This window comes from Cognatundibacterium luofuense (assembly GCF_018139685.1).
Lineage (GTDB): Bacteria > Pseudomonadota > Gammaproteobacteria > Burkholderiales > Burkholderiaceae_D > Undibacterium > Undibacterium luofuense.
The window spans coordinates 66,707-90,885 of the sequence record NZ_JAGSPN010000007.1 but is presented as its reverse complement, the minus strand read 5'-3'; the positions used below and the strand labels follow the sequence as shown (position 1 = coordinate 90,885).

At 51.6% G+C, this 24,179-nt stretch carries 19 protein-coding genes and 2 tRNA genes; 15 read left to right on the top strand and 6 right to left on the bottom strand.

The window, feature by feature from the left end:
• Positions 1-143: 143 nt before the first annotated feature.
• On the top strand, positions 144-1,103 hold the full coding sequence (locus KDM89_RS10935; RefSeq protein WP_212687969.1) for a chemotaxis protein: 960 nt from the start codon (positions 144-146) through the stop codon (positions 1,101-1,103).
• A gap of 101 nt (positions 1,104-1,204) precedes the next feature.
• On the opposite strand, the gene KDM89_RS10930 is transcribed toward KDM89_RS10935, so the two are convergent.
• A complete protein-coding gene (locus KDM89_RS10930; RefSeq protein ID WP_212687968.1) occupies positions 1,205-1,666 on the bottom strand; it encodes a hypothetical protein in 462 nt (153 codons plus the stop codon).
• A gap of 247 nt (positions 1,667-1,913) precedes the next feature.
• On the opposite strand from KDM89_RS10930, the gene KDM89_RS10925 reads away from it, so the two are divergent.
• From KDM89_RS10925 to KDM89_RS10880, 10 genes are all read left to right on the top strand, one after another.
• A complete protein-coding gene (locus KDM89_RS10925) occupies positions 1,914-3,884 on the top strand; it encodes a CocE/NonD family hydrolase (RefSeq protein WP_230427808.1) in 1,971 nt (656 codons plus the stop codon).
• Between the two features lie 65 nt (positions 3,885-3,949).
• Positions 3,950-6,013: a M13 family metallopeptidase gene (locus KDM89_RS10920; RefSeq protein ID WP_212687967.1), complete on the top strand. Its 2,064-nt coding sequence runs from the start codon at positions 3,950-3,952 to the stop codon at positions 6,011-6,013.
• A 210-nt stretch (positions 6,014-6,223) separates the two neighbouring features.
• Positions 6,224-7,360, top strand: a complete 1,137-nt coding sequence (gene nadA, locus KDM89_RS10915; protein ID WP_438947512.1) for a quinolinate synthase NadA — start codon at positions 6,224-6,226, stop codon at positions 7,358-7,360.
• Positions 7,361-7,388: 28 nt separating this feature from the next.
• Positions 7,389-8,255 carry a carboxylating nicotinate-nucleotide diphosphorylase gene (gene nadC / locus KDM89_RS10910; RefSeq protein ID WP_212687966.1) on the top strand — a complete coding sequence of 289 codons (867 nt, stop codon included), beginning with the start codon at positions 7,389-7,391 and terminating at the stop codon, positions 8,253-8,255.
• Positions 8,256-8,702: 447 nt separating this feature from the next.
• Positions 8,703-9,452: a hypothetical protein gene (locus KDM89_RS10905; protein ID WP_212687965.1), complete on the top strand. Its 750-nt coding sequence runs from the start codon at positions 8,703-8,705 to the stop codon at positions 9,450-9,452.
• A 152-nt stretch (positions 9,453-9,604) separates the two neighbouring features.
• Entirely contained in the window at positions 9,605-10,564 is a 960-nt protein-coding gene (locus tag KDM89_RS10900) for a hypothetical protein (RefSeq protein WP_212687964.1), read from the top strand.
• Positions 10,565-10,757: 193 nt separating this feature from the next.
• Positions 10,758-11,066 carry a hypothetical protein gene (locus KDM89_RS10895; protein WP_212687963.1) on the top strand — a complete coding sequence of 103 codons (309 nt, stop codon included), beginning with the start codon at positions 10,758-10,760 and terminating at the stop codon, positions 11,064-11,066.
• Complete coding sequence (locus tag KDM89_RS10890) at positions 11,059-11,979, top strand: sensor histidine kinase (RefSeq protein WP_212687962.1); 921 nt, start codon at positions 11,059-11,061, stop codon at positions 11,977-11,979. Before KDM89_RS10895 ends, KDM89_RS10890 begins: the two co-directional genes overlap by 8 nt.
• 35 nt (positions 11,980-12,014) lie before the next feature.
• Complete coding sequence (locus tag KDM89_RS10885; protein WP_212688076.1) at positions 12,015-12,854, top strand: LytR/AlgR family response regulator transcription factor; 840 nt, start codon at positions 12,015-12,017, stop codon at positions 12,852-12,854.
• 31 nt (positions 12,855-12,885) lie between these two features.
• Positions 12,886-13,971 carry a RelA/SpoT domain-containing protein gene (locus KDM89_RS10880; protein WP_212687961.1) on the top strand — a complete coding sequence of 362 codons (1,086 nt, stop codon included), beginning with the start codon at positions 12,886-12,888 and terminating at the stop codon, positions 13,969-13,971.
• Positions 13,972-14,051: 80 nt separating this feature from the next.
• On the opposite strand, the gene KDM89_RS10875 is transcribed toward KDM89_RS10880, so the two are convergent.
• The 5 genes from KDM89_RS10875 to nadB all read right to left on the bottom strand — a co-directional run bounded on the left by KDM89_RS10875 (position 14,052) and on the right by nadB (position 21,378).
• Positions 14,052-15,290, bottom strand: a complete 1,239-nt coding sequence (locus KDM89_RS10875; RefSeq protein WP_212687960.1) for an ABC transporter permease — start codon at positions 15,288-15,290, stop codon at positions 14,052-14,054.
• The gene (locus tag KDM89_RS10870) at positions 15,287-16,510 is read right to left on the bottom strand and encodes an efflux RND transporter periplasmic adaptor subunit (protein WP_212687959.1); all 1,224 of its coding nucleotides are present in this window, start codon (positions 16,508-16,510) and stop codon (positions 15,287-15,289) included. The genes KDM89_RS10875 and KDM89_RS10870 overlap by 4 nt, the downstream gene beginning before the upstream one ends.
• Positions 16,507-18,456, bottom strand: coding sequence for an HlyD family efflux transporter periplasmic adaptor subunit (locus tag KDM89_RS10865; protein ID WP_212687958.1), 1,950 nt, complete (start codon positions 18,454-18,456; stop codon positions 16,507-16,509). The genes KDM89_RS10870 and KDM89_RS10865 overlap by 4 nt, the downstream gene beginning before the upstream one ends.
• Positions 18,457-18,464: 8 nt before the next feature.
• A complete protein-coding gene (locus tag KDM89_RS10860) occupies positions 18,465-19,130 on the bottom strand; it encodes an ABC transporter ATP-binding protein (RefSeq protein WP_212687957.1) in 666 nt (221 codons plus the stop codon).
• A 640-nt stretch (positions 19,131-19,770) separates the two neighbouring features.
• Positions 19,771-21,378, bottom strand: coding sequence for an L-aspartate oxidase (nadB, locus tag KDM89_RS10855; RefSeq protein ID WP_212687956.1), 1,608 nt, complete (start codon positions 21,376-21,378; stop codon positions 19,771-19,773).
• Between the two features lie 266 nt (positions 21,379-21,644).
• Here nadB and KDM89_RS10850 point away from each other — a divergent pair, with 266 nt between their 5' ends.
• The 4 genes from KDM89_RS10850 (at position 21,645) to KDM89_RS10835 (ending at position 24,138) form a co-directional block, all read left to right on the top strand.
• Positions 21,645-21,917, top strand: a complete 273-nt coding sequence (locus KDM89_RS10850; protein ID WP_212687955.1) for an HU family DNA-binding protein — start codon at positions 21,645-21,647, stop codon at positions 21,915-21,917.
• 49 nt (positions 21,918-21,966) lie between these two features.
• Positions 21,967-22,042 (top strand) — tRNA-Val (locus KDM89_RS10845).
• Positions 22,043-22,058: 16 nt separating this feature from the next.
• Positions 22,059-22,135: transfer RNA gene (locus KDM89_RS10840), tRNA-Asp, on the top strand.
• 83 nt (positions 22,136-22,218) lie between these two features.
• Entirely contained in the window at positions 22,219-24,138 is a 1,920-nt protein-coding gene (locus KDM89_RS10835) for a SurA N-terminal domain-containing protein (RefSeq protein ID WP_212687954.1), read from the top strand.
• Positions 24,139-24,179: the final 41 nt, after the last annotated feature.

Below are 24,179 nucleotides of genomic sequence, written 5' to 3'. Positions count from 1 at the left end.
GACAGTTAATCTTGTTCCCATTGCTTTTCGTCATCTAAGATGATGTCATCGGCGCGGCGCGATCGGAGTTGTGCAGATTTGCAGAGTGCTGACATAGCTGGGGCCCGGAAAAACTGCTTTTCAATTGAGATAGGAAATTCTTTATGAGCACCGTACAACAAGAAGTCGATGAGCGTACCAATCTGACCGGCTCAAATAAGTTTGAACTGCTGCTGTTCAGACTGGGCATGGATGCTTCGGAAACCCGTTCTGAACTGTTTGGTATCAACGTGTTCAAGGTGCGCGAAATCGTTGCGATGCCTGAGATTACAGCAGTTGCAGGTTCTATGCCCCATATGCTGGGCGTGGTGAATCTGCGCGGACAGATTATTCCGGTTGTGGACTTACCTTCAGTGGTTGGCTGCAAACCGAAGACTGGCCTGAATATTATGCTGGTTACGGAATACGCCCGTACAACGCAGGCGTTTGCTGTGGAATCGGTGGAAGAAATTGTGCGTCTGGACTGGAATCAGGTGTTGTCGGCTGAAAACAGCGCAGTTGGCGGTCTGGTCACCAGTATTGCCCGTCTGGATGGTGATACTGAAAACACCCGTCTGGCACAGGTACTCGACGTAGAACAGATTCTGCGTCAGATTGCGCCGCCGGAAGGTAAAGATGTTGATCCTGAATCTGTCGGTAGCAAATTGCAGCTGAATCCGGGAGCGGTAATTCTGGCAGCGGACGACTCCGGTGTGGCACGCAGTCTGATCGAACAAACCCTGGGTGCGATTCATGCACCGTTCATCATGACTAAAACCGGTAAAGAAGCCTGGGATAAATTGCAGGCGATTGCCGCCGGTGCGGCAGCAGAAGGTAAGCCATTGCGTGAAAAAGTCGCACTGGTGCTGACGGATCTGGAAATGCCGGAAATGGATGGCTTCACGCTGACGCGTAAGATCAAGCAGGATGACCGTTACAAGTCCTTGCCGGTGATTATTCACTCGTCGCTGTCCGGATCTACTAACGAAGAACATATTCGTGCGGTTGGCGCTGACGCATATGTCGCTAAATTTGTTGCGGAAGAACTGGCTGCAACGATCCGGAATATTCTGGCGAAAAAATAATTCTGCGGGATCTTCATCCCGGTCATAAACAAAAAACCCGCTCCGGTAGTATCCGGAGCGGGTTTTTTATTAGCTGTGACGCAGAAATAGATTGAGAGGCATCAGCGGCTTGCCGGTACACGCTGCCAGCCTGCAGGACAGGATTTTACAGACGGATAAAAACCGTCCGGCTGATGGCAATACCACCAGTCACCCGAACCATCAACCGGCGGAGATCCGGCGGGGCGCTGGCTGTCATACACCGTTACTGTTTCCCTTACAACCGGAGCATCGTTGTAGACGGTGACAGGAGCGCTGCTGACAACCGGCGCGCTGTACACGGTATAGCCTGGTGCAGGAGCGATATAAACCGGAGGTGAGCTGTAATACCTGACTGTCGGGCCAAAGTAGACAGGGTAAGGGCGGTAGTAGTGGTGACCATAGTAAGGGCGGTAAGCACTGTGTGAATGCCAGCCAGTGCCGACGCCAATCGAAATACTGGTACGTACTTCTGCCTGCGCAGCATCGACGCTGCACAACATTGCCGCAATGAGGGCGGCGCGGAGTAAGGTGTTCATCATCATCCTGTTCCTGAAGAAAACCGCACGGCTATCAGGAAACCCGTATTCCGGAAATCGAGGCGGATAAAGGCTTTTTCTGGTGAAACCGGAAACTTTTTGACGAACTTCCGGTCACTGCATCTTTCATGCGGCGTATCTGAACATCATAGCAAAGTGGCGATTCTGCAGCTTTGCGTTTTGTAACAGCGCACAGGCGGCTGCTACAGGTGGCGGTATGCAGGCTCTGCATTTATACGGAATAACAAGGAAAATGATGAAACTCAAGCGACTATGTCAGGCAATGTTGCTGGCGCTCGGCGCAGCGACTTTTGCAGCTCAGGCACTGGCGGCAGACGAAGCACCGGCAAATCTGGTGCAGGAAAAGTACACTAAATATGAATTCCGCATTCCGATGCGCGACGGCGTTAAGCTGATGACGGTAGTGTACGTGCCGAAAGACAGTAGCAAAACGTATCCGTTTCTGATGGTGCGTTCACCTTACGGCAGCGGTAGTTTTGCAGGCGCGGAAAATCATTACGGCGTCGATTTTTATCCTTCCTCGCTGGGTCCGGGAAAAGAATTTCAGGAAGCCGGTTATATCTTTGTGAATCAGGATGTGCGTGGTCGCTACATGTCGGAAGGCAAATGGCAGGAAGCAACGCCGCACCAGAATCCCGATAAAAAACCGGGTGAGGGTATCGAAAGTCAGGATATGTACGACACCGTCGAGTGGCTGCTGAAAAACATCGGTGGCAACAACGGTAAAGTCGGTATCTGGGGAATTTCCTATCCAGGCTTCTACACCTCGGCCAGTATCATCGATTCGCATCCGGCGATTAAAGCGGCTTCGCCACAAGCGCCGGTCACCAATCTGTACAAAGGCGATGATTCCTACCATAACGGTGCTTTCATGCTGGCGGCGAACTTTGATTTTTATGCCAGTTTTACCGAGCAAAAAAATCCGACGCCGGAACCGCGCGGCTGGCGCAGTTTTGATTACGGTACGCCGGATGGTTACCGCTTTTTCCTGAAGCAATTGTCGCTGGGGAATATTCTGGCGCAAATGTCGCCGGAACAGAGCGAGTTGCTGATGCCGACCATACAGCACGATACGTACGATGCATTCTGGCAAAGTCGCGATATTTCCCGCCATCTGCGCAATATCAGCGCTGCCGTACTGACGGTAGGTGGTCTGTTCGATGCGGAAGATGTGGCGGGCCCGTTTTATACCTATCAGGCGATTCGTGCTAATCGTCCGGCCAATGCCAAAGCGCCGTATAACGGACTGGTGATCGGCCCGTGGGTGCATGGTGGCTGGGCTGGTGCCGATGGAAAATCGCTGGGGCTGGTGCAGTTTGGCAGCAAAACCTCGGAATACTATCGCAAGAACATTCTGTTCCCTTTCTTTGAGCAGCATCTGAAAGGCGTGCAGGGAAAAGCACTGCCAGAAGTCCATGCGTTTGAAACCGGCACTAACGTTTGGCGTGAATATGCCAGCTGGCCGCCGAAACAGGCGAAGCAAGTCAGCCTGTATTTGCAAGCGGATGGCAAACTCAGCTGGCAGCAACCTGCTACCGGTGCCGCGTTTGATGAATACATCGCTGATCCGAAAAAACCGGTGCCGTTTATCAATTATCCGGCCACTGGCGCACCGCGTGAATACATGGTCAGCGATCAACGTTTTGCCTCGCAGCGCCCGGATGTGCTGAGCTATATGACCGACGTACTGGAAGATGACGTGACGGTCGCCGGACCGGTGCAGCCGCAATTGTTTGTATCGACAACAGGCACGGATGCGGACTTTGTGGTGAAACTGATTGATGTGTATCCGGACGATTATCCGGATGCGCCACAGCGCCGTAAGCGCGGTGAGGATATTCCGGTACCGGAAACCGCAATGGGTGGTTATCAGCAACTGGTGCGCGGTGAACCTTTCCGTGGCAAGTTCCGTAACAGCTTTGAAAAACCGGAAGCTTTTGTACCCGGTGAAGTCAGTAAGCTGCATTTTGCACTGCCGGATGTGAATCACACCTTCCGTCGCGGCCACCGCATCATGGTGCAGATACAAAGCAGCTGGTTCCCGCTGGTGGATCTGAATCCTCAGAAATTTATGCATATTCCTTCCGCTAAACCGGAAGATTTTGTCAAAGCCACGCAGCGCGTCTATCATGCGCCGGGGCAGTATTCGGCACTGGTGTTACCGGTGTTGCAGCGTTCCAATCCTACGCAGCATCAGCCTTAATGGCAGATTTTGAAAAAAAACAGCCGAACTGCTTTAACGATTCATATAAAGAAAAAATTAACACGATGAAAATCCAGTCCCACTTTTTGAAAAAGCTGAAACCTTGCCTGATGGCGCTGGCAATTGCCGGTGTATCCGCATCTGCGGTTGCTGTTACTCCTGTCACTACCACCTCGAATGCGCTGGTGCTGCAGGCAGATACCATGAACCGCAATGCCGATGCCTGTACTGATTTTTACGAATTTGCGAATGGTGTCTGGCTGAAAAATAATCCGGTGCCGGCAGACCGTTCCCGCTACAGCGCGTATGAAGAAGTGAATGAACGCAACCTGAACATCCTACGTACGCTGGCAGAAGCGGCAGTCAACAAAGCGGATGCAAAAGGCAGCGAAAAACTGGTCGGCGATTTTTTTGCCAGCGGTATGGATGAAGCGCGGATTGAGCAACTGGGCGCGCAACCGATGCAACCGGCACTGCAAAAAGTCGCCGCGATCAAAGACCGTACGCAGTTAATGCAAGTGATTGGTGAATTTCACCGTGACGGTATCGGTAGTGGTTTTGGCTTCGTGGTGGATCAGGATACCAAAAACGCCAGCCGTTATATCGCGCAAATCTCGCAGGGTGGCTTGAGCCTGCCAGACCGCGACTACTATCTGAAACAGGATAAAGAAAGCAAAGACATCCGCGCTGCTTACCTGAAGCATGTGGCCCGTATGCTGGTGCTGGCCGGCGACAGCGAAGCGGCGGCTGTCGATGCAGCGAAACGCATACTGGCGCTGGAAACCCGTCTGGCACAAGTCAGCATGGACAAAGTGGCGCTGCGCGATCCGGAAGCCAGTTATCACTTGTCGGATCTGGCGGGACTGAAAAAAATGACGCCGCGTACCGCATGGGATGCATTTTTTACTGCTGCCGGTGTGAAAGAACCGGGCCCGCTGAATATCGCTCATCCGAAATTTTTTAAAGGTCTGGATCAGCTGATGCAAAGCGTGCCGCTCAGCGACTGGCAATTGCTGTTGCGCTGGGATGTGGTCAGCAGCTACGCGCCGTATCTGAGCAAAGCCTTTGTTGACGAAAACTTTGCATTCAACGGCCAAAAGCTGGCCGGTACCAAAGAATTATCGCCACGCTGGAAGCGCGTACTGGAAGTGCTGGATCACAGCGCCGGTGAAACACTGGGGCAATTGTATGTGGCGCAGCAATTCGGGCCGGAAGCCAAAGCCGGTGTGCTGGATATGGTGAATAACATCAAAGAAGCCATGCGCGAAAACATTGCCAGCCTGAGCTGGATGTCGGACGTCACCAAGCAGCAGGCCTACAAAAAGCTGGACAGCATCATGGTGAAGATTGGGTATCCGGATGTCTGGCGCGATTACAGTGGTCTGCAAATCAGTCGTGATGATTACGCAGGAAACGTAAAACGTGCGTCTGCATTTGAATATCAGCGCATGATTAAGCGCCTTGGCAAACCGATAGACCGCACCGAATGGGGCATGACGCCGCAAACCGTGAATGCGTATTACAACCCGAGCATGAATGAAATCGTGTTCCCGGCCGGTATTCTGCAAGCGCCGCTGTACCATGTGCAGGGCGATCTGGCAGCGAATTACGGCAATACCGGTGCCACCATTGGCCATGAGCTGACCCATGCATTTGATGATGAAGGCCGTCAGTTTGATGCCGAAGGGAATCTGAAAAGCTGGTGGACCAAGTCGGATGAAAAAGAATTCGTACGTCGCGCCAAAGCAATCGAAGTGCAGTTCGGTGAATACAATCCTATCGACAAGCTCCATATCAACGGCAAGCTGACTGCCGGTGAAAACATTGCCGATCTGGGCGGGATGAAGATTGCGCTGGCAGCATTGCGTAAAGCGCTGGCGAAAAATCCCCAACCGGAACTGGATGGTCTGACGGCGGAACAACGCTTCTTCGTCGCTAATGCGCAAAGCTTCCGCAGCAATATCCGCGATGAAATGCTGCGCATGACGCTGGCCACTGATCCGCATTCGCCGGACAAATACCGCGTACTGGCGCCGCTGGCCAATATGACGGAATTCAGTGCGGCTTTCCGTTGCGAAGGCAAGCGTTCGCCACTGCGTACTGAAGCAAAGCGTGTGAATATCTGGTAACAGCGTATACTATCGCCTTTGCTGTGATCCCAACGCCGGTTCCGCCCACAGCGCAACCGGCGTTTTTTATCCTCAATTTCCCTGAAAAACAGGGGGTATACGCCAAAACCGGCCTATTGTCAGCGTAAACACTGGGCCTTTTTATATACCCCGGGGAGTATATTTTGATGCCGGAACGCCTTCCAGCGCGCTTCCGGCGATAGGCAGAGAATGATGGAAGCTACCAAAGTCGTTGAATTTGAACGTCCTTTAATGGAAGAAGGCAGCAGTTGTGTCGCCAATGCCTGGGCCAAAGTGCCGGATATGCCGACACCGGAAGAAAAAATCGCCCTGAAAAGCCGTATCCGTGCCTTGCTGAAAGAAAAGCAAGCCGTGCTGGTTGCGCATTACTATGTGGATGCGGACTTGCAGGATCTCGCCGAAGAAACCGGCGGTTGCGTATCTGATTCGCTGGAAATGGCACGTTTTGGCCGTGATCATGAAGCCAAAACCCTGATCGTGGCCGGTGTGCGTTTCATGGGCGAAACTGCCAAAATCCTGAGCCCTGAAAAAACCATCCTGATGCCGGATCTGGATGCGACATGCTCGCTGGATCTGGGCTGCGATGCGAATGAATTTGCTGCATTCTGCGATGCCCATCCTGACCGCACCGTGGTCGTGTACGCCAACACCAGCGCCGCGGTCAAAGCCCGTGCCGACTGGATGGTGACTTCCAGCATCGGTCTGGACATCGTGCGCCACCTGCATGCACAAGGTAAAAAAATTCTGTGGGCACCGGATAAACATCTGGGCAGCTACATCCAGAAAGAAACCGGCGCCGACATGCTGCTGTGGCAGGGTTCTTGTCTGGTGCATGATGAATTCAAAGGCGTGGAACTGGATGTGATGAAGGCTGAATATCCGAACGCCAAAGTTCTGGTGCATCCGGAATCACCAGCGTCTGTAGTGGCGCAGGCTGATGTGGTCGGCTCCACCTCGCAACTGATTCATGCTGCGCAAACCATGGATGCGCAGGAATTCATCGTCGCGACCGACAACGGCATTCTGCACAAAATGCAAATGGCTGCGCCCGGCAAACGCTTTATCGTTGCGCCGACTGCCGGTAACAGCGCCACCTGCAAGAGCTGCGCGCATTGCCCGTGGATGGCCATGAATGGCTTACGCAATCTGCTGCACGTGCTGGAAACCGGCAGCAATGAAATCACCGTAGATACCGCCATCGCCTACAAAGCCAAAACCTGTATCGACCGCATGCTGGACTTTGCAGCCGCGAAGAAAGCGAATGTGCGTCCGTCCGGCGATCTGGCCAAAGACGGTGCGCTGTTCCAGAACATTGGCCCGGCCTGATCCCCTTTATTTTCAGAGAAAGTCTCTTATGTCTAGCAACCTCAACAATGCGCATGCACCGTTTGATGCAGACTTGCAGCAAGCGTTTGAGCGCAATATCCGCGACGCACTGGCAGAAGATGTCGGCAGCGGCGATCTGACCGGCCTGCTGGTACCGGCGGAAGAACGTGTGAAAGCGCAAGTGATTGTGCGCGAAGATGCTGTACTGTGCGGCGCGCCGTGGTTTGATGCAGTGATGCAAGCCTGCGACGCCAGCATCATCGTCGACTGGCAATATGCCGAAGGCGATCTGATGCGCGCAGACAGCGTGGTTTGCCGCATCGAAGCACCGGCACGTGCGCTGCTGACCGCAGAACGTTCTGCGCTGAATTTCCTGCAATTGCTGTCCGGTGTTGCTACCAAAACCCGTCACTACGCGCTACTGACCGAAGGCACCCGCGCAGCGGTGCTGGATACCCGCAAAACGCTGCCTGGCCTGCGTCTGGCACAGAAATACGCGGTACGTGTCGGCGGTGGTAAAAACCAGCGTCTGGCGCTGTACGACGGCATTCTGATCAAGGAAAATCATATCGCCGCCGCTGGCGGTATCGCGCCGGCAATGCAACAGGCATTCGCGCTGAATGCCGGTGTCAGCATTCAGGTAGAAGTCGAAAATCTGGATGAACTGCGTCAGGCACTGGACGCCGGTGCGACATCGATTCTGCTCGATAACTTCAGCACCGACATGATGTGCGAAGCGGTCAGCATCAACGCAGGCCGCGCCTTGCTGGAAGCTTCCGGCGGCGTCGATCATTCCACCCTGCGCGCCATCGCCGAAACCGGCGTCGACCGCATTTCCATCGGCAGCCTGACCAAAGACGTCAAAGCCACCGATTACTCGCTGCGCGTGTTGTAACCGGTGCTTTAAGCCCGCTGTTTCAGCTTCAGTCTGCTCTCTGGAAACCACCGCAAACCTGCTGGTCTGCGGTGGTTTTTTTATGGCAATAAGGCTAGGTAATATGCAGCTATCGTCATTTGCCATTTTCGGACAGCCGGACTTTCTGCCGACGACCGACGGATTGTTGTGCAGAACACCGCATTTCACCTGTTTTCTTGCGCTTTTTGCACGTCAACGTTAATCTGCTGAGAAAATGTTTCTCTGGTGATATGACTTGCCATGAAAACACCGTACAGAGTGCAGATAAATAGGGGGAATCAAATGGGTAAGTGCAACGCAGGAATCGCGGCTTTCATCTTATTCAGTGCTGTTGCAGCCGGAATTCCGGTTCAGGCCGTATCAGCCGCGCAAGCATCGCAGTCAGCAGCGACATCTGAAAAAGCCGGCGCTAAGATAGCGGAGATTGTGCACGCCTACAACGTCAGCAAAGATTTGCGCGCTTTTGCCGACATGGCGAAAAAACGTCCGCAGGACGGCGGCGCAACCTATGCATTCAAAGCGGCATTTACTTGCGCGGAGGTAAGGCGTTTCCCTGACGTCACATCAGGTAATAACGCTGATCAGGCCTTGATGGCAAGGAAGCAAACTGCGTTGAATGAGTTGCGCGAACGCTGCAAGGGTTTTTTACCGGATGAGCTGACACCAATCAGACTTGGCGAGCAGTTTAAATATAAGAGCAGTTCCGGAGATGTGCTGGAACAAAACCGGAGTAAGCTTGATCAGGTTCTCGAAGAACTGGCGCGGGGGAAAGTACTGAGCGCAGAATATCGGCGAAAACTGCTGAATGAGATGGTCGACTTGCAAGACCCTGTTGCTATCAGTAGTGCCGGCATGATTAGCGGACTGCACGTCAATGAAAAGAGTGAAGAGTCCGTTTGGTTCGATGGTAAGTTGTACTCGGGCAAGGCCGATGCTGACCGGATTCTGGATGCTTGGGTCTGGGCTGCTTGTCAGTTTGGCACAGACTGCACTGCAAACAGTCTGGAATTACTGGGCAGTTGCGTTACAAACAATAAGTGTTTTGATAGTTCAGATCTGTATTTTCGCGACAAATACGCCAGTCAACCGGCGGTGTTTGAACAGCTGACTACACAGCGCGACATCATCGCTAATGCCATTCGTACGCGAGATTTTTCTAAGCTGATTAAGCCGTAATAACAGTAATCGGTACGAGGCAACTCAAAACAGACATCTAAGCGTGATGACTGCGATGCGAAATTCTGGTCTGTTTTGCCGCAGACAATGTCGCTGACAGTGTTCGCTGCGCGGCGTACACAGTTAATCGTCACAAAGAATGGGAGAAACCGGTGAATAAGCGCATTGCAGGCGTCGTGGTTCTGCTGGTAGTGGGTGGCTTTGCCGGATGGCGCTGGTATCAGGCTGCACCGGACATTGCTGTCGTAGCGCCAAATCCTGCGCTTACAGCGGCTCACAGCAGGCAGTCTGTCGCACCGGTTCTGACAGTGCCTCGGTCTGCTTCTACGCCCGTACAAGCCAAAGGCAAAACGCTGGAAATTGCGAAAGCGTATTACGCCAGCAAGGATTTGCGCGCCTTTGCGGAAATGGCGAAAAAACGTCCGCAGGAAGGTGGTGCGACGTATGCTTTTAATGCGATCAATATTTGTATCGATATCCAGAAAATTCCTGATATCAAGGCAAGCGACTATACCGATGCCGTCTTGTTCGGAAAGAAGCAGTCGGCGCTGAATGATTTGCGTTACCGCTGTCAGGGCTTCCTGTCAAAAGAGCTGACGCAGCAAGGACTCAGTGAGCTTTCAAAATCAATGAGCGATGCAAAAGACTTACTGGCGCAAAAAAGAGATGGCTATTTTCAAACGATGGGTGGCCTCGCTCAGGAGAAAGCTCCCAGTGCTGAACAGCGTCAAAAACTCCTGATCGATCTCGCTGATCTGCAGGACCCGGACACGATTGCACGATTTGGTATCGGTGCGAGTGTGTACTTTAACGAAAAAAATGAACTGAGCTTCTGGGTGAGTGGCGAAACGTATGCAACCAGAGAAAGAAGAGCATTGATTGAGGATGCATGGAGCTGGGCTTCCTGCTACCTGGGTGTCGATTGCGGTGCTAACAGTCTGATTCTGCTGACCCGTTGCGCCAGCGATAGCAAATGCTTCGACAGCATTGATCTGTACTATCGCGATAAGTACGCTACACAACCCGGCATTTTCGAGCAATTGATCATATTACGTGACGTCATCGTAAATGCGTTCCGGACACGGGATTTTTCAAAACTGGTTCGCCCGTAACCGGATATTTCACACCGCGATGACAGAATCGCAACCAGCACACCTGCCTTTTTTCTCTCCCGTTTAACCCGCCATCCTGCCATTAAACCCGTTGCTGCTGCACTTGGTCGCAGGCAGCTGGAAGCAGGGGCGGGGGCGGTGCACACTGTGTCCATCAGCAGCATAGTTCAACACACACCCAAGGAGAGAGATCATGAACAGCGTAAAACGTAACCCGATTCTGGAAACTGTGATTCAAACCGGCGAAACCATCCATTATTGCTGGATGTGGTTTGTCACAAAAATTGTTGCGATGAGCTGGCTGCGTTTATTCGCTGTCATTTTGCTGGTATGGATACTGAGTGGCATTCTGGCAATGGTGCCGCTGGCAAATGTCTTTGTTCTGACCGCGCTGTTGGTAAAATGCTTTGTGAATCCGGCAGAAGACAGCGCAACAAAGACAGAGCCTGCTGCGATGGCATTACCAGCACCTGACAGCGAGAAAAAAGAAGATCATGAATAAGCCTGAAATTGCACCTCCGACATTACGCAGTATCGTGCTGGAGGTGCGTGATTTGTTGCGCGAGGGCTGGTGGAAGTTTTTTGACTGGCTGGCAGTTATTTCATGGAAGTATCTGTTTTTTGTTTCGTTTCTGGTGCTGATCATCGGCGGCATCATGAGTCTGGGTGGACTGGCTTTCTGGCTGATTGTAGTTTCCATCCTGATCAAGAGTCTGGCCGGTGGTAAGCACCGTGCGGAGCTGGCAGCCGTTGCCGCAGCGTCGCGGGCCGATATGGAAGCGCTGGAAAGGCGGGTGCTGGAAGCAGAGATGGCAGCGCTGCAGGCACAAATCGAGCCACATTTTCTGTTCAACACGCTGGCACTGATTGGTCAGCTGATTGAAACGCAACCACAACAGGCTGCTAAAGTGCATGCGGATCTGATTCGCTATCTGCGTTCCGCCATGCCGCAAATGCGCCAGCAGGGAATGGGGACGCTGGGTCAGCAAATCGAATTATCACGCGCTTACCTGAATATCATGCAGGCGCGTATGCAGCAGCGATTGCAGTTCAGCATTGATGTGCCGGAAGCGCTGGCGCTGGAAGCTTTTCCTTCGATGATGGTGCAGACGCTGGTGGAGAACGCCATTAAACACGGTCTGGAACCCAGCACTGAAGGCGGCGAAATCCGGATCAGCGCCAGACAGCAGGATGGATTTACCGAAGTCGAAGTCACGGATAACGGCGTCGGTCTGGATATGCATGCTGATGATGGGGTGGGTTTGTCGAATATTCGTGAGCGTTTGCGTGCTTTGTATAAAGGTCAGGCCAGTTTGCTGACTGAAATTCCGGCGGATGGCGGCGCGACATTTATTCTGCGTGTACCATCACCAGCATCTGCCAGTCAGACAAGTCAAGCAAGTCAGACAAGTTAAGAAAATTAATTAAATTAAGAAAGTGTGACATGAATATGGCGAATCAAGGAGCAGTGCGCGCTTTACTGGTAGATGATGAAGCGCCGATGCGCGACTGGTTACGCAGCAGGCTGGCGCAGGTCTGGCCGGAGCTGGAAATCGCCGGTGAAGCCGGTAACGGTATCGCCGCCATAGAGCAGGCACAGGCACTGCATCCTGATGTTGTATTTCTTGATATCCGTATGCCGGGTAAAAACGGCATTGAGGCAGCCGCCCAGCTGGCAGCGATGGCGCAGGTGGTGTTTGTCACTGCCTACAACGAATACGCGATTGCTGCGTTTGAGCGTGGCGCGATGGATTACCTGCTCAAACCGGTGGATGCGGAGCGCCTGGCTCAAACCTGTGAGCGTCTGAAAGAGCGCATCGCAGAAAAACGCCGTGCCGCAGCGGCAGCGGCAGCGCCAGCAAAAGCAGCGCCGCAGGAAGCGGATGCATTGCCTGTTGCCACCGATGTGCAAAGCATGCTGACCCAACTGATACAGCAACAAATGCAACAAGGTCAGAAGCGTGATTATCTGCGCTGGGTGCAGGCCAGTGTCGGCACCAGTCTGCGCATGATCAGCACCAAAGAAATTCTGTTTTTTAAGTCGGATGAAAAGTACACGCTGGTACAAACTGAACAGGCGCAGTATCTGATTCGTAAATCGCTGAAAGAGCTGGAAGATGAACTGGACCCGGATGAATTCTGGCGTATTCACCGTTCGTCACTGGTACGCGTTTCTGCGATTTCAGAAGTTACCCGCGATTTTCGTGGCCGCCAGTTAGTCAGTATCAAAGGCAGTTCTGAGAAACTGGAAGTCAGCCGCAACCACACGCATTTGTTTCAGCAGATGTGAATGTATTTATTTCAAATAGAAAGCCCAGGGAATGGTTAATCGCGTCTATGAGAATCAAAAGATAACATTAAAATTTTCAAAGAAAGAGATAAAAAAAGCTGGGCAGTCAATCAGGCATGGATGTGAGGGTGAGGAGCGAAAAGATGCGATTGAAAAGATTCAAAATTTTCGAGAGCTTCATTTATATCCGCTAATGCTGATAAAAAATCACATTGATAAGGCAACGAAGCGTGTTTCGCAAAGAGCTACCGTCGCAAGAAGGCTCAAAATGCTCTCGACAATTATCAATAAATTGGAACGGCCGACGCTAGATGGAGTAGTGGAAAATACAATAGATATAACAAGAATGCACGATATTGGCGGATGTAGATCAATTGTTGCTGATATTAAACAACTTAAAGAATTGCTTGGGTATCTTGAGAAAAGTCGTTCAATTCATCGAATCATCAGAACCTATGATTATTTGTCACCAAAAGATAGTGGATACGGTGGCGTCCATTTGGTCTATTCCTGTTTCTCAGGTGTTGAAGAGGAAAGTGAGTGGAAGAATACAAAAATAGAGGTTCAGCTACGAACAGAGCTGCAACATGCTTGGGCAACTTCACTTGAAATTATTGATACTTTGGAAGGTTTCAATCTGAAAACTTCAATGGATGGGCATGATGAGTGGAGACAGTTTTTTAAGGTAGCTGGTATTTTGGTTGCCCAATCGGAAGGTGCGATAAGTCTTGATCTGATAGAGTTATCAAATAAAATTGAAGAGCTGCAAGCTTTGGAGGAAAGGCTTCAAGTTCGACAACGACTGGCAAAATATAATGTTGCTATGCAGCTCACAACAAATGATGCGAAGACAAATAAAAGAAAAAGTTTGCCTGACGATTTGTACTTGGTAAGGCTGTATAGGGTTGATAGCGCTAAATTTAAAGGTATCGTCACTCCGTACCGCCGCGTAAATAAGGATGAGGCGCTCAAGAAATTGGCAGAGAGTGAATCATCAACAGATGTCGTCGCGGCTGTATTAGTTGCAGCAAAAGATGTAAAAAATCTTAAAAAAGCATATCCAAATTATCTCGGGTCAACCAGGGTATTTCGAGATTTCCTGATGAGATTTGTTTGAATATTCATATTGTTTGTAAATTTGGAAACTTATATCTGGAATAAATAAGTTTCCATATAGGCTAAAGATTTAGTTTTAATTTACTCGCTGCGCAAAGCCGCAATCGGATCTAGTTTTGCCGCTTGTTTAGCCGGGAATACGCCGAAGCCCAGACCGGTTGCAACACAGGCGGACACCGCAATCATCAGCGTCAGCGGTGACCATGCTACAGACCATCCTGCCAGCGCGGCGATACTGTAGGCAGCAGCAATCCCGGCAAGCAATCCCAGTAAGGCCCCCATTCCTGAAATCACCAGCGCCTCGGCCAGAAACTGGCTGACGATATCGCGTTGCGTGGCGCCCAGCGCGCGTTTTAAGCCGATTTCTTTTTTACGTTCCAGCACATTGGCCAGCATGATATTCATAATGCCGATGCCGCCCACCAGCAGCGATACGGCGGCAATCGAACTCATTACGATTGTAAAAATTTTCTGGGTTTGCTGATTCTGGCGGTATAAACCCATAGGTACGATCAGCGTGGTGTCGTCGGCACCGTTATGGCGCGCTTCGATCAGGCGTTGCAGTACGCGGGCCGCCGCTTCCGGCGACGTGCCTTCGCGCAAACGCAGGCTCAGCGAACTGACTTCATCTTCCAGTTCACGCACGGGAAAACGCATTTTGGCACTGTCCCACGGTACAAAAATCCGTTCATCATCCAGCCCCAGCTTAATGCCTTCAAATTCTGATTTCCCCTTTGCGCGATCAGCCAGCACACCCACCACCTGCAGCCAGACATTGTTGACGCGAATCAGTTCGCCCACCGGATCAGCGCTGCCGAATAACTGTGTGGCAATGCGCGGACCGATCACCGCAACCGCCGCTTGTGTTGCAAAATCGCCGGATTCAAACCAGCGGCCTGCACCGGTTTGCAAACCAGACTGTTTCGCATAAGCTTCTGTCACCGCAAAGGTATGGCCGGTTTCGACTTTCTGACCGTACACAATCTGGTCTGTTTTAATTTCAGTACGCAAGGCCACCGATTCTGCGCCGGGCACGGCCAGTAATGCCGCACTGGCATCATCACTGCTGAGTCCGAGACTGCGTGCACGGATTTCTTTTAACTGCTCATTGCTGAGTTTTTTTGATTCGATAATCAGATTCTGCAAACCGAGTTCCGACACGAGGCGCAAAGCTTCGCGCCTGCTGCCCTCGCCAACCGCCAGCATCGCCACAATCGATGCAACGCCGAACAGCATGCCAAGCAGGGTCAGGCCAGTACGCAGTTTGCGGCGGCTGAGTTCATCCACCGCTTCTGTAATCAGTGCAAACGGAATTTTCATGATGCGCTTTTTTCTTTTTGTTCGTTGGGTGGAATCAGGCTGATTTGCATGCCAGCGCGTAATCCTTCGCTGACTTCAGAACGGGTAGGGCCGCGCAAACCCAGTTTTACCGGTGTTTTAACGGGCTTACCCTGTTCCAGACGGAATACGAAAAACTGACCGTTTTCTTCGTTCAATGCAATATTCGGCACTGACAAGACTTTCGGTTTATCAGCAAAAATCAGTTTGCCGGTTAAGGATTGGCCCGGCGTCAGGTGCATTTGTTCGATTTGCTGCTGGCTGAAAGCAGCTTCCACTTCGATAAATTTTACCGGCGATTTTTCGCCGATCGGACTAGCCGTTTTACCGATGCGGGTGATTTTCAAAGGTACATGCTGACCATTACCCATCAGTCTGGCTTCAATTGTCTGGCCAGCTTGCAGCGCGAAGGTGCGTTGTTCAGGAATCTGAAAACTGGCCACCAGATGGGTCAGATCGGGCAGGTTGCCGACCACATCGCCCGGGCGTGCAGTCGCGCCAGCCATCGGCGTGTTACCTGTCCAGTTCTTTTCCAGATTCAGAAAACCGTCGTGCGGTGCGCGGACTTCCAATTGCTTTAAAGCATTCGCCTCCGTATCCCGTTTTTGCGCTACAGACTCTACCTGCGACCTCAGCAAAGCCTGATCTGACTGCGTGCGTACGCTGGTTTGCGACAATTGCCAGTTCAGATAGCCTTGCTTCTGTTTCAGAAATGCCTGATCCTGAATCGTATCCAGTACTTTATTGCGCGAAAATAATTGCTGGTCCGCACCGGAGTAGCGATCACTTAACTGCAAATCTGCATTGACTTTGCTCTGATCAGCGTGAATTTCGGTACGGCGCTTAGTATCGTTACGTTCCAGTTCTTCTCTGGCCAGTTCTTTACGTTCCAGTTCGAGTTCCGCTTTTGCCAGTTCTGTTTCTGAGCGGGGAGCGCGGTAACGTGCAATCAGTTCACCTTTTTTGACAGCGCTGCCATCCTGCACAATAAATTCAAGAATGCGCGGCGCCCAGCCGGAGCCGGGTACATTCACTGGTGTTTTTTCAGGCGCGATCACCTGGCCTTCAATCTGCATGGATTCTTGCCAGGCAGATTCAGCCACTATTTCTGTTGTGGCGTTTTGCTCAGCTGGCTGGCTGCATGCGCTGAGTAACAGCAGGCTGCCGAGCGTAATGGCGGATAAAGGTAATGGAATCTTCATTTGACGTTTGCAGTGGCCTGAGCAGGGGTAGCCGCTTTTGCCAGCGGAATAATGACTTGTACTGCTGAACCCGGTTTCAGATTGGCGGGGCGCTGGGTAAATTCCAGTTCCAGATCACGTACGACACTGCTGTCGGTATGTGAACGTGACTGAAACGCCAGACCCGGGCGCAGAATTTTTGCCTGTACGGTTTGATTGCCGCCGGGTAGTTTGACGGTGACGGTTTGGCCCATGCGCAGCAAGCCGTATTGTGCTTCCGGAACTTTGGCTTTGATGTACATGCTGTCAGGATCTGCCAGCCCGGCTATCGTCTGCCCGACCCAGATCTTGCTGCCTTTTTTAAATTTTTCATCATCATAGGATGTGCGGTACTGCACGATGCCTGCCGTGGGTGCGGTGATCGTCAGCGCTTTAATGCCGGCCAGCAAACTGTCCTGATTTTTTTGCTCCATCTGCATTTCTGTCTGCAGGAACCGTTTTTCAGCATGACGCTGTGCCGACTGTGCTGCAACCAGTTTTTGCTGTAATTCGAACTGAGCCTGACTCGCTTCTTTATCGATAACCAGTTTGTCGTAATCGATGCGGCGTATCAGTTCTTTGGGCATGGTGGCTTTACGGGCAGCTTTTTCGGCCGCTGCGCGCGCTTCTGCCACCTGAATTTCACCCAGCCTTTCCGCTTCTTTTTGTTCGAGTAACAGTTTTTCTAAGGCTTTGTTTTTCTCATTCAGCATATTGCGCGACGTGACCAGTCTTTCCTGTACTTCTGTCGATTGCAATTGCATGATTTGCTCACCGGCTTTCAGATAAGTGCCTTCCGGTACGATCTGGCCTATGGTGTAGTTCCAGATATAGCGAATCGATGGCGGTGAGATCGCTTTGTTGTTGCGCGATAAAACCTCCCCGTCAATCGTCAGGCTTACCGGCAGAGATTGCGCTGCGTGTCTGGCCGGGGCTGAAGCAGTACTGACGCGGATGCTCATGCCGGGAGCGTATGCTAGCTCCGCCTGCGCTGGTAAAGGAATGGTGATTTTGAAAAAGCGGCCTTTCTCACCGGCGGGGCCGCTTTCCGGCGCAGGGCTGATGCGCTTGATCGTACTGGCGAAGCTTTTGCCAGGATAGGCATCCGGCGTCAGAAATACCTGCATTCCTTCTTTCAGCGAAATGCGGTCTGCTTCCAGCGCCCATGCGATCAGCTCGAATTGCCCGTCGGTCATGACCTGACCGGCACGGTGGCCGGAAAAACCCGGCACACCTTCATCATAGCGTTCACCACGCCACGGATTAAACGCATGAATCACCACGCCATCGACTTCGGCATGCACGGAAGTATTGGCGTTTTCTTTGAGCAGATAAGCCATTTGCAGTTGATTTTTACGCGCTTCCAGCTCGCCGTCTGCTTTCGTTTTACTGATGTTTTTGCGGGCGATTTCAACTGCAGCCTTGCGGATTTCTAATTCCTTGACCGCTTTCTCTTTTTCAGTCTGATATTTATCGTAATCCAGCGCACTGATCTGACCTTGCGGCAAACTGGCATCCAGACGCGCCTTTGCAAGCGCAATTTGCGCCGTATGGAATGCGCGCTCAGCATCGATGGCGACAACTTCGAGTTTCGCCAGCTCCAGCGCCATTTTTACCTGTTGCTGTTCCTGACGGGTTTGCATTTCCTGCGTATTGTTACCCGGTGTGCCGATCGATAAAACCACATCGCCTTTTTTGACCTTGCTACCCTCAGGTACAAAGTATTTCAAAGGAACCGGGTTGTTATCCGATGCCGGAATAAACAGAGACTGACTGTTCAGCGACTCCACGCTGCCATTCAGAATCACCAGCCGTTGCGCTGCGTTGTTTGTTTTGGCTGGCGCTGTCTTTTCAGTAGCGGCAGCCTGAACCTGCATGGACAGCAGGGCGATCGCGGTGGCGCCGGCCAGCCGCGTTAAAGTGAACATGGAAGATTTCATGCAGAAACCAGATTACCGTCGTTTAAGAGAATCGTGCGTTGTGCTTTTGCTGCCACGTTCGGATCATGAGTGACCAGAACTATCGTTTGCCCCTGACTGTGCAATTCAGAAAACAGATGCAGAACGTCGGTTGCGCTTTTGCTGTCCAGATTACCGGTCGGTTCGTCCGCCAGCAGCAGGGAAGGCTGGTTCAGTAAGGCGCGTGCAATCGCGGCACGCTGTAATTGTCCGCCGGAGAGTTCACCGGGGCGGTGATCAATGCGATGTCCGAGACCCATACGCTCCAGCAGCGCGCGGGCGCGTTGCGGTGCTTCCGGGTCTTGCTCTGGTAAATAGCGCTGCGGCAGCAAAACGTTTTCCAGCACGGTTAAGCGCGGCAGCAGGTGAAAAGACTGAAATACAAAGCCGATCTGACGGCTGCGTAATGCGGAAGCCGCGTCGTCGTCCATCTCGCCAACTTCAATGCCATTCAGACGATAGCTGCCAGCGCTGGGTTTATCGAGGGCGCCGAGAATATTCAGCAAGGTGGACTTGCCGGAACCGGAGGAACCCATAATAGCAACAAACTCACCGGGCGCAATGCGCAGACTGAGTCCGCGTAAGGCCTGTATGGTGCCGCTGCCCTGCTTGTAGTGACGCTGTATATTGTCTAGCTGAATCATGCCGTGTTCACCGCGGAGTTTCTGCCCGCTGATCAGGCAGAATGCGCTGAAAAAACGGTGCTGAAAAGAAAGATCCGACAATGTGACTATGAAAAGACTAAAAGTCAATATTTGTGTAAGCCGCAGCGCTTTTTTATGTCATTCAGTCGCAAAAAATGCCATGCATGATGCAGATATCGTCATGCATGGTTTTGTAACAGCCAGGATTTCCGCTGGCGAGAGAGTAATGCTTATGCTGAAGTCCGCATCAGACAGTGTTTGAGCAGTCCGGACAGCCTGCCGTAAAGAATTTTGTTAACTTCCCGTTCAGAGCGCTAAGGTGTAGCTGAACAGCCAGAAATTTTCTAGCTCACTATAATGCACATTGGCAGCACAACCGGCGACCAGTGCGCTCAGTTCTGCCTCAATCGGGAAATTTTTCTGAATTTTATGCGTTCTGATCCCTGTAATTTTCCGTTTATTTTGCCCCGTGTACTGCAGGAATCGTCATCGCATCTCAGGGAAGGCCCGGACTCTATGCCGTGAAGCGCAGAGTTGCTGTGCTGAAGTCTGCATTTCAGGTTGTCTGGCATAAAAAAGCCCGGCATGGAGCCGGGCGCACGATACGCTGGTGCTTGTCAGAGCTTATTAATACAAGCAGTCAGCGTTTGCGTTTTGGTGATAACACGGTTGGCAGCGCTTTCGGCAACGTGTCAGGATAATCACGACTGAAGTGAAGGCCACGACTTTCGCGGCGGGACAGCGCAGAATTGACGATCAGTGATGCAACTTCCACCAGATTGCGCAACTCAAGCAAATCGCTGGAGATTCGGAAGTGCGAGTAATACTCGTCAATTTCTTCTTTTAGTAAGCGGATACGATGTTTGGCGCGTTCCAGACGTTTAGTAGTGCGCACGATGCCCACGTAATTCCACATGAAGCGACGCAGCTCATCCCAGTTGTGTGCAATGACCACTTCTTCATCTGCATCCGACACCCGGCTTTCATCCCAGTCGGGCAGGGCGATAGGATTTACGCGTTCCTGACCTTCGATAAACGTTGCTGCCGATTTGCCGATGACCAGACACTCCAGCAGCGAATTCGATGCCAGCCGGTTTGCACCGTGCAGGCCGGTGTAAGCGGTTTCGCCAATCGCATATAAGCCCGGAATGTCGGTGCGGCCATCCGTATCCGTTACCACGCCGCCGCAGGTGAAATGCACCGCCGGCACAACCGGAATCGCTTGTTTCGTGATGTCGATGCCCAGTTCCAGACAGCGTGCATAAATTGTCGGGAAGTGTTCTTTCAAAAACTCCGGCGGCTGATGGGAAATATCCAGTTCCACATAATCCAGACCGCGTTTCTTCATTTCAAAGTCAATTGCGCGGGCTACAACGTCACGCGGCGCCAGTTCAGCACGCTCGTCATGGTCCAGCATAAAACGTTTGCCAGCAGCGGAGCCTGCTTCTGCCGGTAATTTCAGTACGCCGCCTTCACCACGGACCGCTTCGGTAATCAGGAAAGATTTGGCATACGGATGGTAGAGGCAGGTCGGATGGAACTGAATAAATTCCATATTCCCGACGCGGCATCCTGCGCGCCATGCCATCGCAATACCGTCGCCGGTCGCGGTGTCAGGATTCGTCGTATATAAATACACTTTGCCGGCACCGCCGGTCGCCATAATCGTGTGCTGGGCAGAGAAGGTGTGCACCTCGCCGGTTTTAATATCCTGTGCATACAAGCCCAGGCAACGCGGTGTCGGGGAGCTGTCCCCGAGTTTGGCGCTGGTGATCAGATCAATCGCGTAATGATGTTCGTACAGTGCAATATTCGGATGCGAGCGGACTTTCTGTTCCAGCGTTACCTGCACTGCGTGCCCTGTAGCATCTGCAGCATGAATAATCCGGCGCTGACTGTGGCCACCTTCGCGAGTCAGGTGAAAACCCAGTTCTGCTTCGTCATCGCGGGTGAATGGTACTCCTTGCTGAATCAGCCATTCGATGGCTTCGCGGCCGTGCTCAATGATGTAGCGGGTTGCCCCTTCGTCACACAGACCAGCACCGGCAATCAGGGTATCGCTGACATGTTCTTCATGGCTGTCATGAGAGTCCAGTACGGCGGCAATGCCGCCTTGCGCCCAGTCGCTGGCGCCATCCAGCAATTTTCGTTTGGTAATCACCGCCACTTTGCGGGATTTTGCCAGATGCAGTGCGACCGATAATCCGGCCAGGCCACTGCCTACAATCACGACATCATAGGTTTTCATAACGCGTTGCTTTTCAGAGTCTCCGGTGTTTCCGCGCGGCACTTGCCCGTGTCTTTCGGTCATCCGGCGCGAATCTGCGATTATAGCGACTATTTATGTGACAAACCTACAGGCTGATTACATGCTCAGGTAATTTGCTTGACATGGCAGATTGGCACTTGTTCTAATACTGTGCGCAGTCGCGGCGGCTTCCTGAGAATTCGCCGGCAATAAGATCTGGCAGATAAAATAATGGCGTGATATTACATTTTGTGAGGGGGCTTTAAGTGAATAAGACTGAGTTGATCGAGCATATTGCGAAAACGGCAGATATTTCTAAAGCGGCATCTGCACGTGCGCTGGATGCATTGGTCGGAGCAATTAAAACGACGCTGAAGAAAAACGGCACAGTGACACTGGTTGGTTTCGGTACATTTTCTGTTGGTAAGCGTGCGGCGCGTACCGGACGTAATCCGCAAACCGGTGCAGCAATCAAGATCAAGGCAGCCAAGGTGCCTAAATTTAAACCTGGTAAAGCATTGAAAGATGCAGTAAACTAATGCCTTTGTTGCCGCGTTATGTTATAATGCGGCGCATCTGCAAAGCGCTGGGTGCTTAGCTCAGTTGGTAGAGCGGCGCCCTTACAAGGCGTAGGTCGGGAGTTCGAGCCTCTCAGCACCCACCAGCGTACACAGATATTCGGAGCGGTAGTTCAGTTGGTTAGAATACCGGCCTGTCACGCCGGGGGTCGCGGGTTCGAGCCCCGTCCGCTCCGCCAGATTCCGAAAAGGCGAACATATGTTCGCCTTTTTTTATATCTGTTTTCCGTGTTTATTTTTTCAGTCATTTGATTGGTTGAACATGTTTGAATACATCCGTACCCATCAGCGTTTAATGCAATTTTTGCTGTTGCTGATTATTTTCCCGTCTTTTGCTTTATTTGGCGTCGAAAGCTATACGCGTTCTAAAGCCGCGGCTGGCGCTGAAGTTGCTACGGTTGCCGGTCAGGCAATTACGCAGCAAGAGCTCGAAGTTGCCGTTCGTAATAAAGCGGATTCTTTACGTCAGGCATACGGTCCGCAGTTTGACCCGAAAATGCTGAACACACCGGAAGCACGTGCGTCCATTCTGGATGAAATCGTGGCGCAACGCGCAATTACGGCGGAAATTCAGAAAGAGCGTATCGTCATTCCGGATCGCGTTCTGGTCAATGACTATATGAGCAATCCTGCTTTAGTCGGCGCAGATGGAAAGCTTGATAAAGATAAGTTCGAACAATTGCTGGCCCGCAGTGGTTATACCAAAGCCGGTTACGAATACGAGCGTCGTCAGACACTGGCATTTCAGCAACTGATCAGTGCGGTACAAAATACAGCGATCGTTCCGAAATCCGTCGCACAGCGTATTGCTTTGCTGAGTGAGCAGGAACGAGAAGTGCAGTTGATGATTCTGAAAAATACGGATTTCGCCTCCAAAGTAAATATTACTGATGAGATGGTAAAAGCGTATTACGAGAAAAACGCTGCGAACTTCGAAGTGCCTGAAGCGGTAAAGGCTGAGTATGTCACGCTGAATGCGGAAGCACTTGCTGCACAGGTAAGCGTTAACGATACTGAAGTCAGTGATTTCTATAAGGCAAACGCAAAACAGTTCACTACTGAAGAGCAGCGCTCTGCACGCCATATTCTGGTTGCAGTTTCTGATAAAGCTGCTCCGGCGGACAAGGAAAAGGCACGTGCTAAGGCGCAGGCTTTGCTGGAGCAGATTCGCAAAAGTCCTGATGTGTTTGCAAAGCTGGCAAAAGAGAACTCTGACGATCCTGGTTCTAAAGAAGCAGGTGGTGATCTGGGTATTGTTGCAAAAAATGCCATGGTAAAACCATTTGAAGATGCAGTTTTCCGTCTGAAGAAAGACGAGATCAGTGATCTGGTGCAAACTCAGTACGGCTATCACATTATTCAGCTGACTTCATTGAGTGCCGGAAGCGTCAAGCCATTGGCTGATGTAAAAGATCAGATTGTTGCGGATATTAAGAAACAAAAGGCGGCCAAAGCTTACGGTGAAGCGGTAGAGGCATTTACTGATGCTGTCTATCAGCAGCCAGACAGCCTGAAAGGTGTTGCGGATAAGTGGAAGCTGAAGATTGAAACAGCTGAAGGCATTACCCGTAAAGGTATCCCTGCTGCGCCCGCAACACTGCCACTGAATAATCCGAAATTTCTGAAAGCCTTGTTTGCTGATGATGTGATTAAGAAAAATCACAACACTGAGGCAGTGGATATCGGTGGAGGAAATGTCATTGCTGCTCACGTGACGGAATACAAGGCGGCGTCCCGTCGTCCGCTGGATCAGGTGCGCCAGTTAATCGTCACCCGACTGACGGAAGAAGAGTCTGCTAAGCTTGCTGCGACAGAAGGTAAGAACAGGCTTGCTGCGTTGCAAAAGACTCCGTCAGCAGAGGGATTTGCTGCACCTGTAACAATTTCACGCACCAAGCCTGAAGGCGTTCCGGCAATGGCTGTTCCGCAAATTATGAAGGCGGATACACGTCAGTTGCCTGCAATGACTGGTGTCGAGATTCCGGGAATGGGTTATGCGGTGATCCGTGTTAACAAGGTTTCTGACGGCACACCAGATCAGGCGCGACGCTCACAGGAACAACAGCAACTGGCTTCTATTTATGCTGAACAAGAATTATCTGCGTATGTTGAAGCTTTGAAAAAGAAAGCTAAAACAACGCTTAATAAGACTGCACTGACAGCACCTCAGCCAGCAAATTAAGCTGAATTGTCTCAGATCAAAAAAACGGCGCCCTTGTGGCG

Coding starts and splice junctions, on each gene's coding strand:
- KDM89_RS10835 (WP_212687954.1), top strand. CDS start 22,219: ATGTTTGAATACATCCGTACCCATCAGCGTTTAATGCAATTTTTGCTG.
- KDM89_RS10870 (WP_212687959.1), bottom strand. CDS start 16,510: ATGAAGATTCCATTACCTTTATCCGCCATTACGCTCGGCAGCCTGCTG.
- KDM89_RS10885 (WP_212688076.1), top strand. CDS start 12,015: ATGGCGAATCAAGGAGCAGTGCGCGCTTTACTGGTAGATGATGAAGCG.
- KDM89_RS10875 (WP_212687960.1), bottom strand. CDS start 15,290: ATGAAAATTCCGTTTGCACTGATTACAGAAGCGGTGGATGAACTCAGC.
- KDM89_RS10895 (WP_212687963.1), top strand. CDS start 10,758: ATGAACAGCGTAAAACGTAACCCGATTCTGGAAACTGTGATTCAAACC.
- KDM89_RS10865 (WP_212687958.1), bottom strand. CDS start 18,456: ATGTTCACTTTAACGCGGCTGGCCGGCGCCACCGCGATCGCCCTGCTG.
- nadA (WP_438947512.1), top strand. CDS start 6,224: ATGATGGAAGCTACCAAAGTCGTTGAATTTGAACGTCCTTTAATGGAA.
- KDM89_RS10935 (WP_212687969.1), top strand. CDS start 144: ATGAGCACCGTACAACAAGAAGTCGATGAGCGTACCAATCTGACCGGC.
- KDM89_RS10920 (WP_212687967.1), top strand. CDS start 3,950: ATGAAAATCCAGTCCCACTTTTTGAAAAAGCTGAAACCTTGCCTGATG.
- KDM89_RS10930 (WP_212687968.1), bottom strand. CDS start 1,666: ATGATGATGAACACCTTACTCCGCGCCGCCCTCATTGCGGCAATGTTG.
- KDM89_RS10925 (WP_230427808.1), top strand. CDS start 1,914: ATGATGAAACTCAAGCGACTATGTCAGGCAATGTTGCTGGCGCTCGGC.
- nadC (WP_212687966.1), top strand. CDS start 7,389: ATGTCTAGCAACCTCAACAATGCGCATGCACCGTTTGATGCAGACTTG.
- KDM89_RS10890 (WP_212687962.1), top strand. CDS start 11,059: ATGAATAAGCCTGAAATTGCACCTCCGACATTACGCAGTATCGTGCTG.
- nadB (WP_212687956.1), bottom strand. CDS start 21,378: ATGAAAACCTATGATGTCGTGATTGTAGGCAGTGGCCTGGCCGGATTA.
- KDM89_RS10880 (WP_212687961.1), top strand. CDS start 12,886: ATGGTTAATCGCGTCTATGAGAATCAAAAGATAACATTAAAATTTTCA.
- KDM89_RS10860 (WP_212687957.1), bottom strand. CDS start 19,130: ATGATTCAGCTAGACAATATACAGCGTCACTACAAGCAGGGCAGCGGC.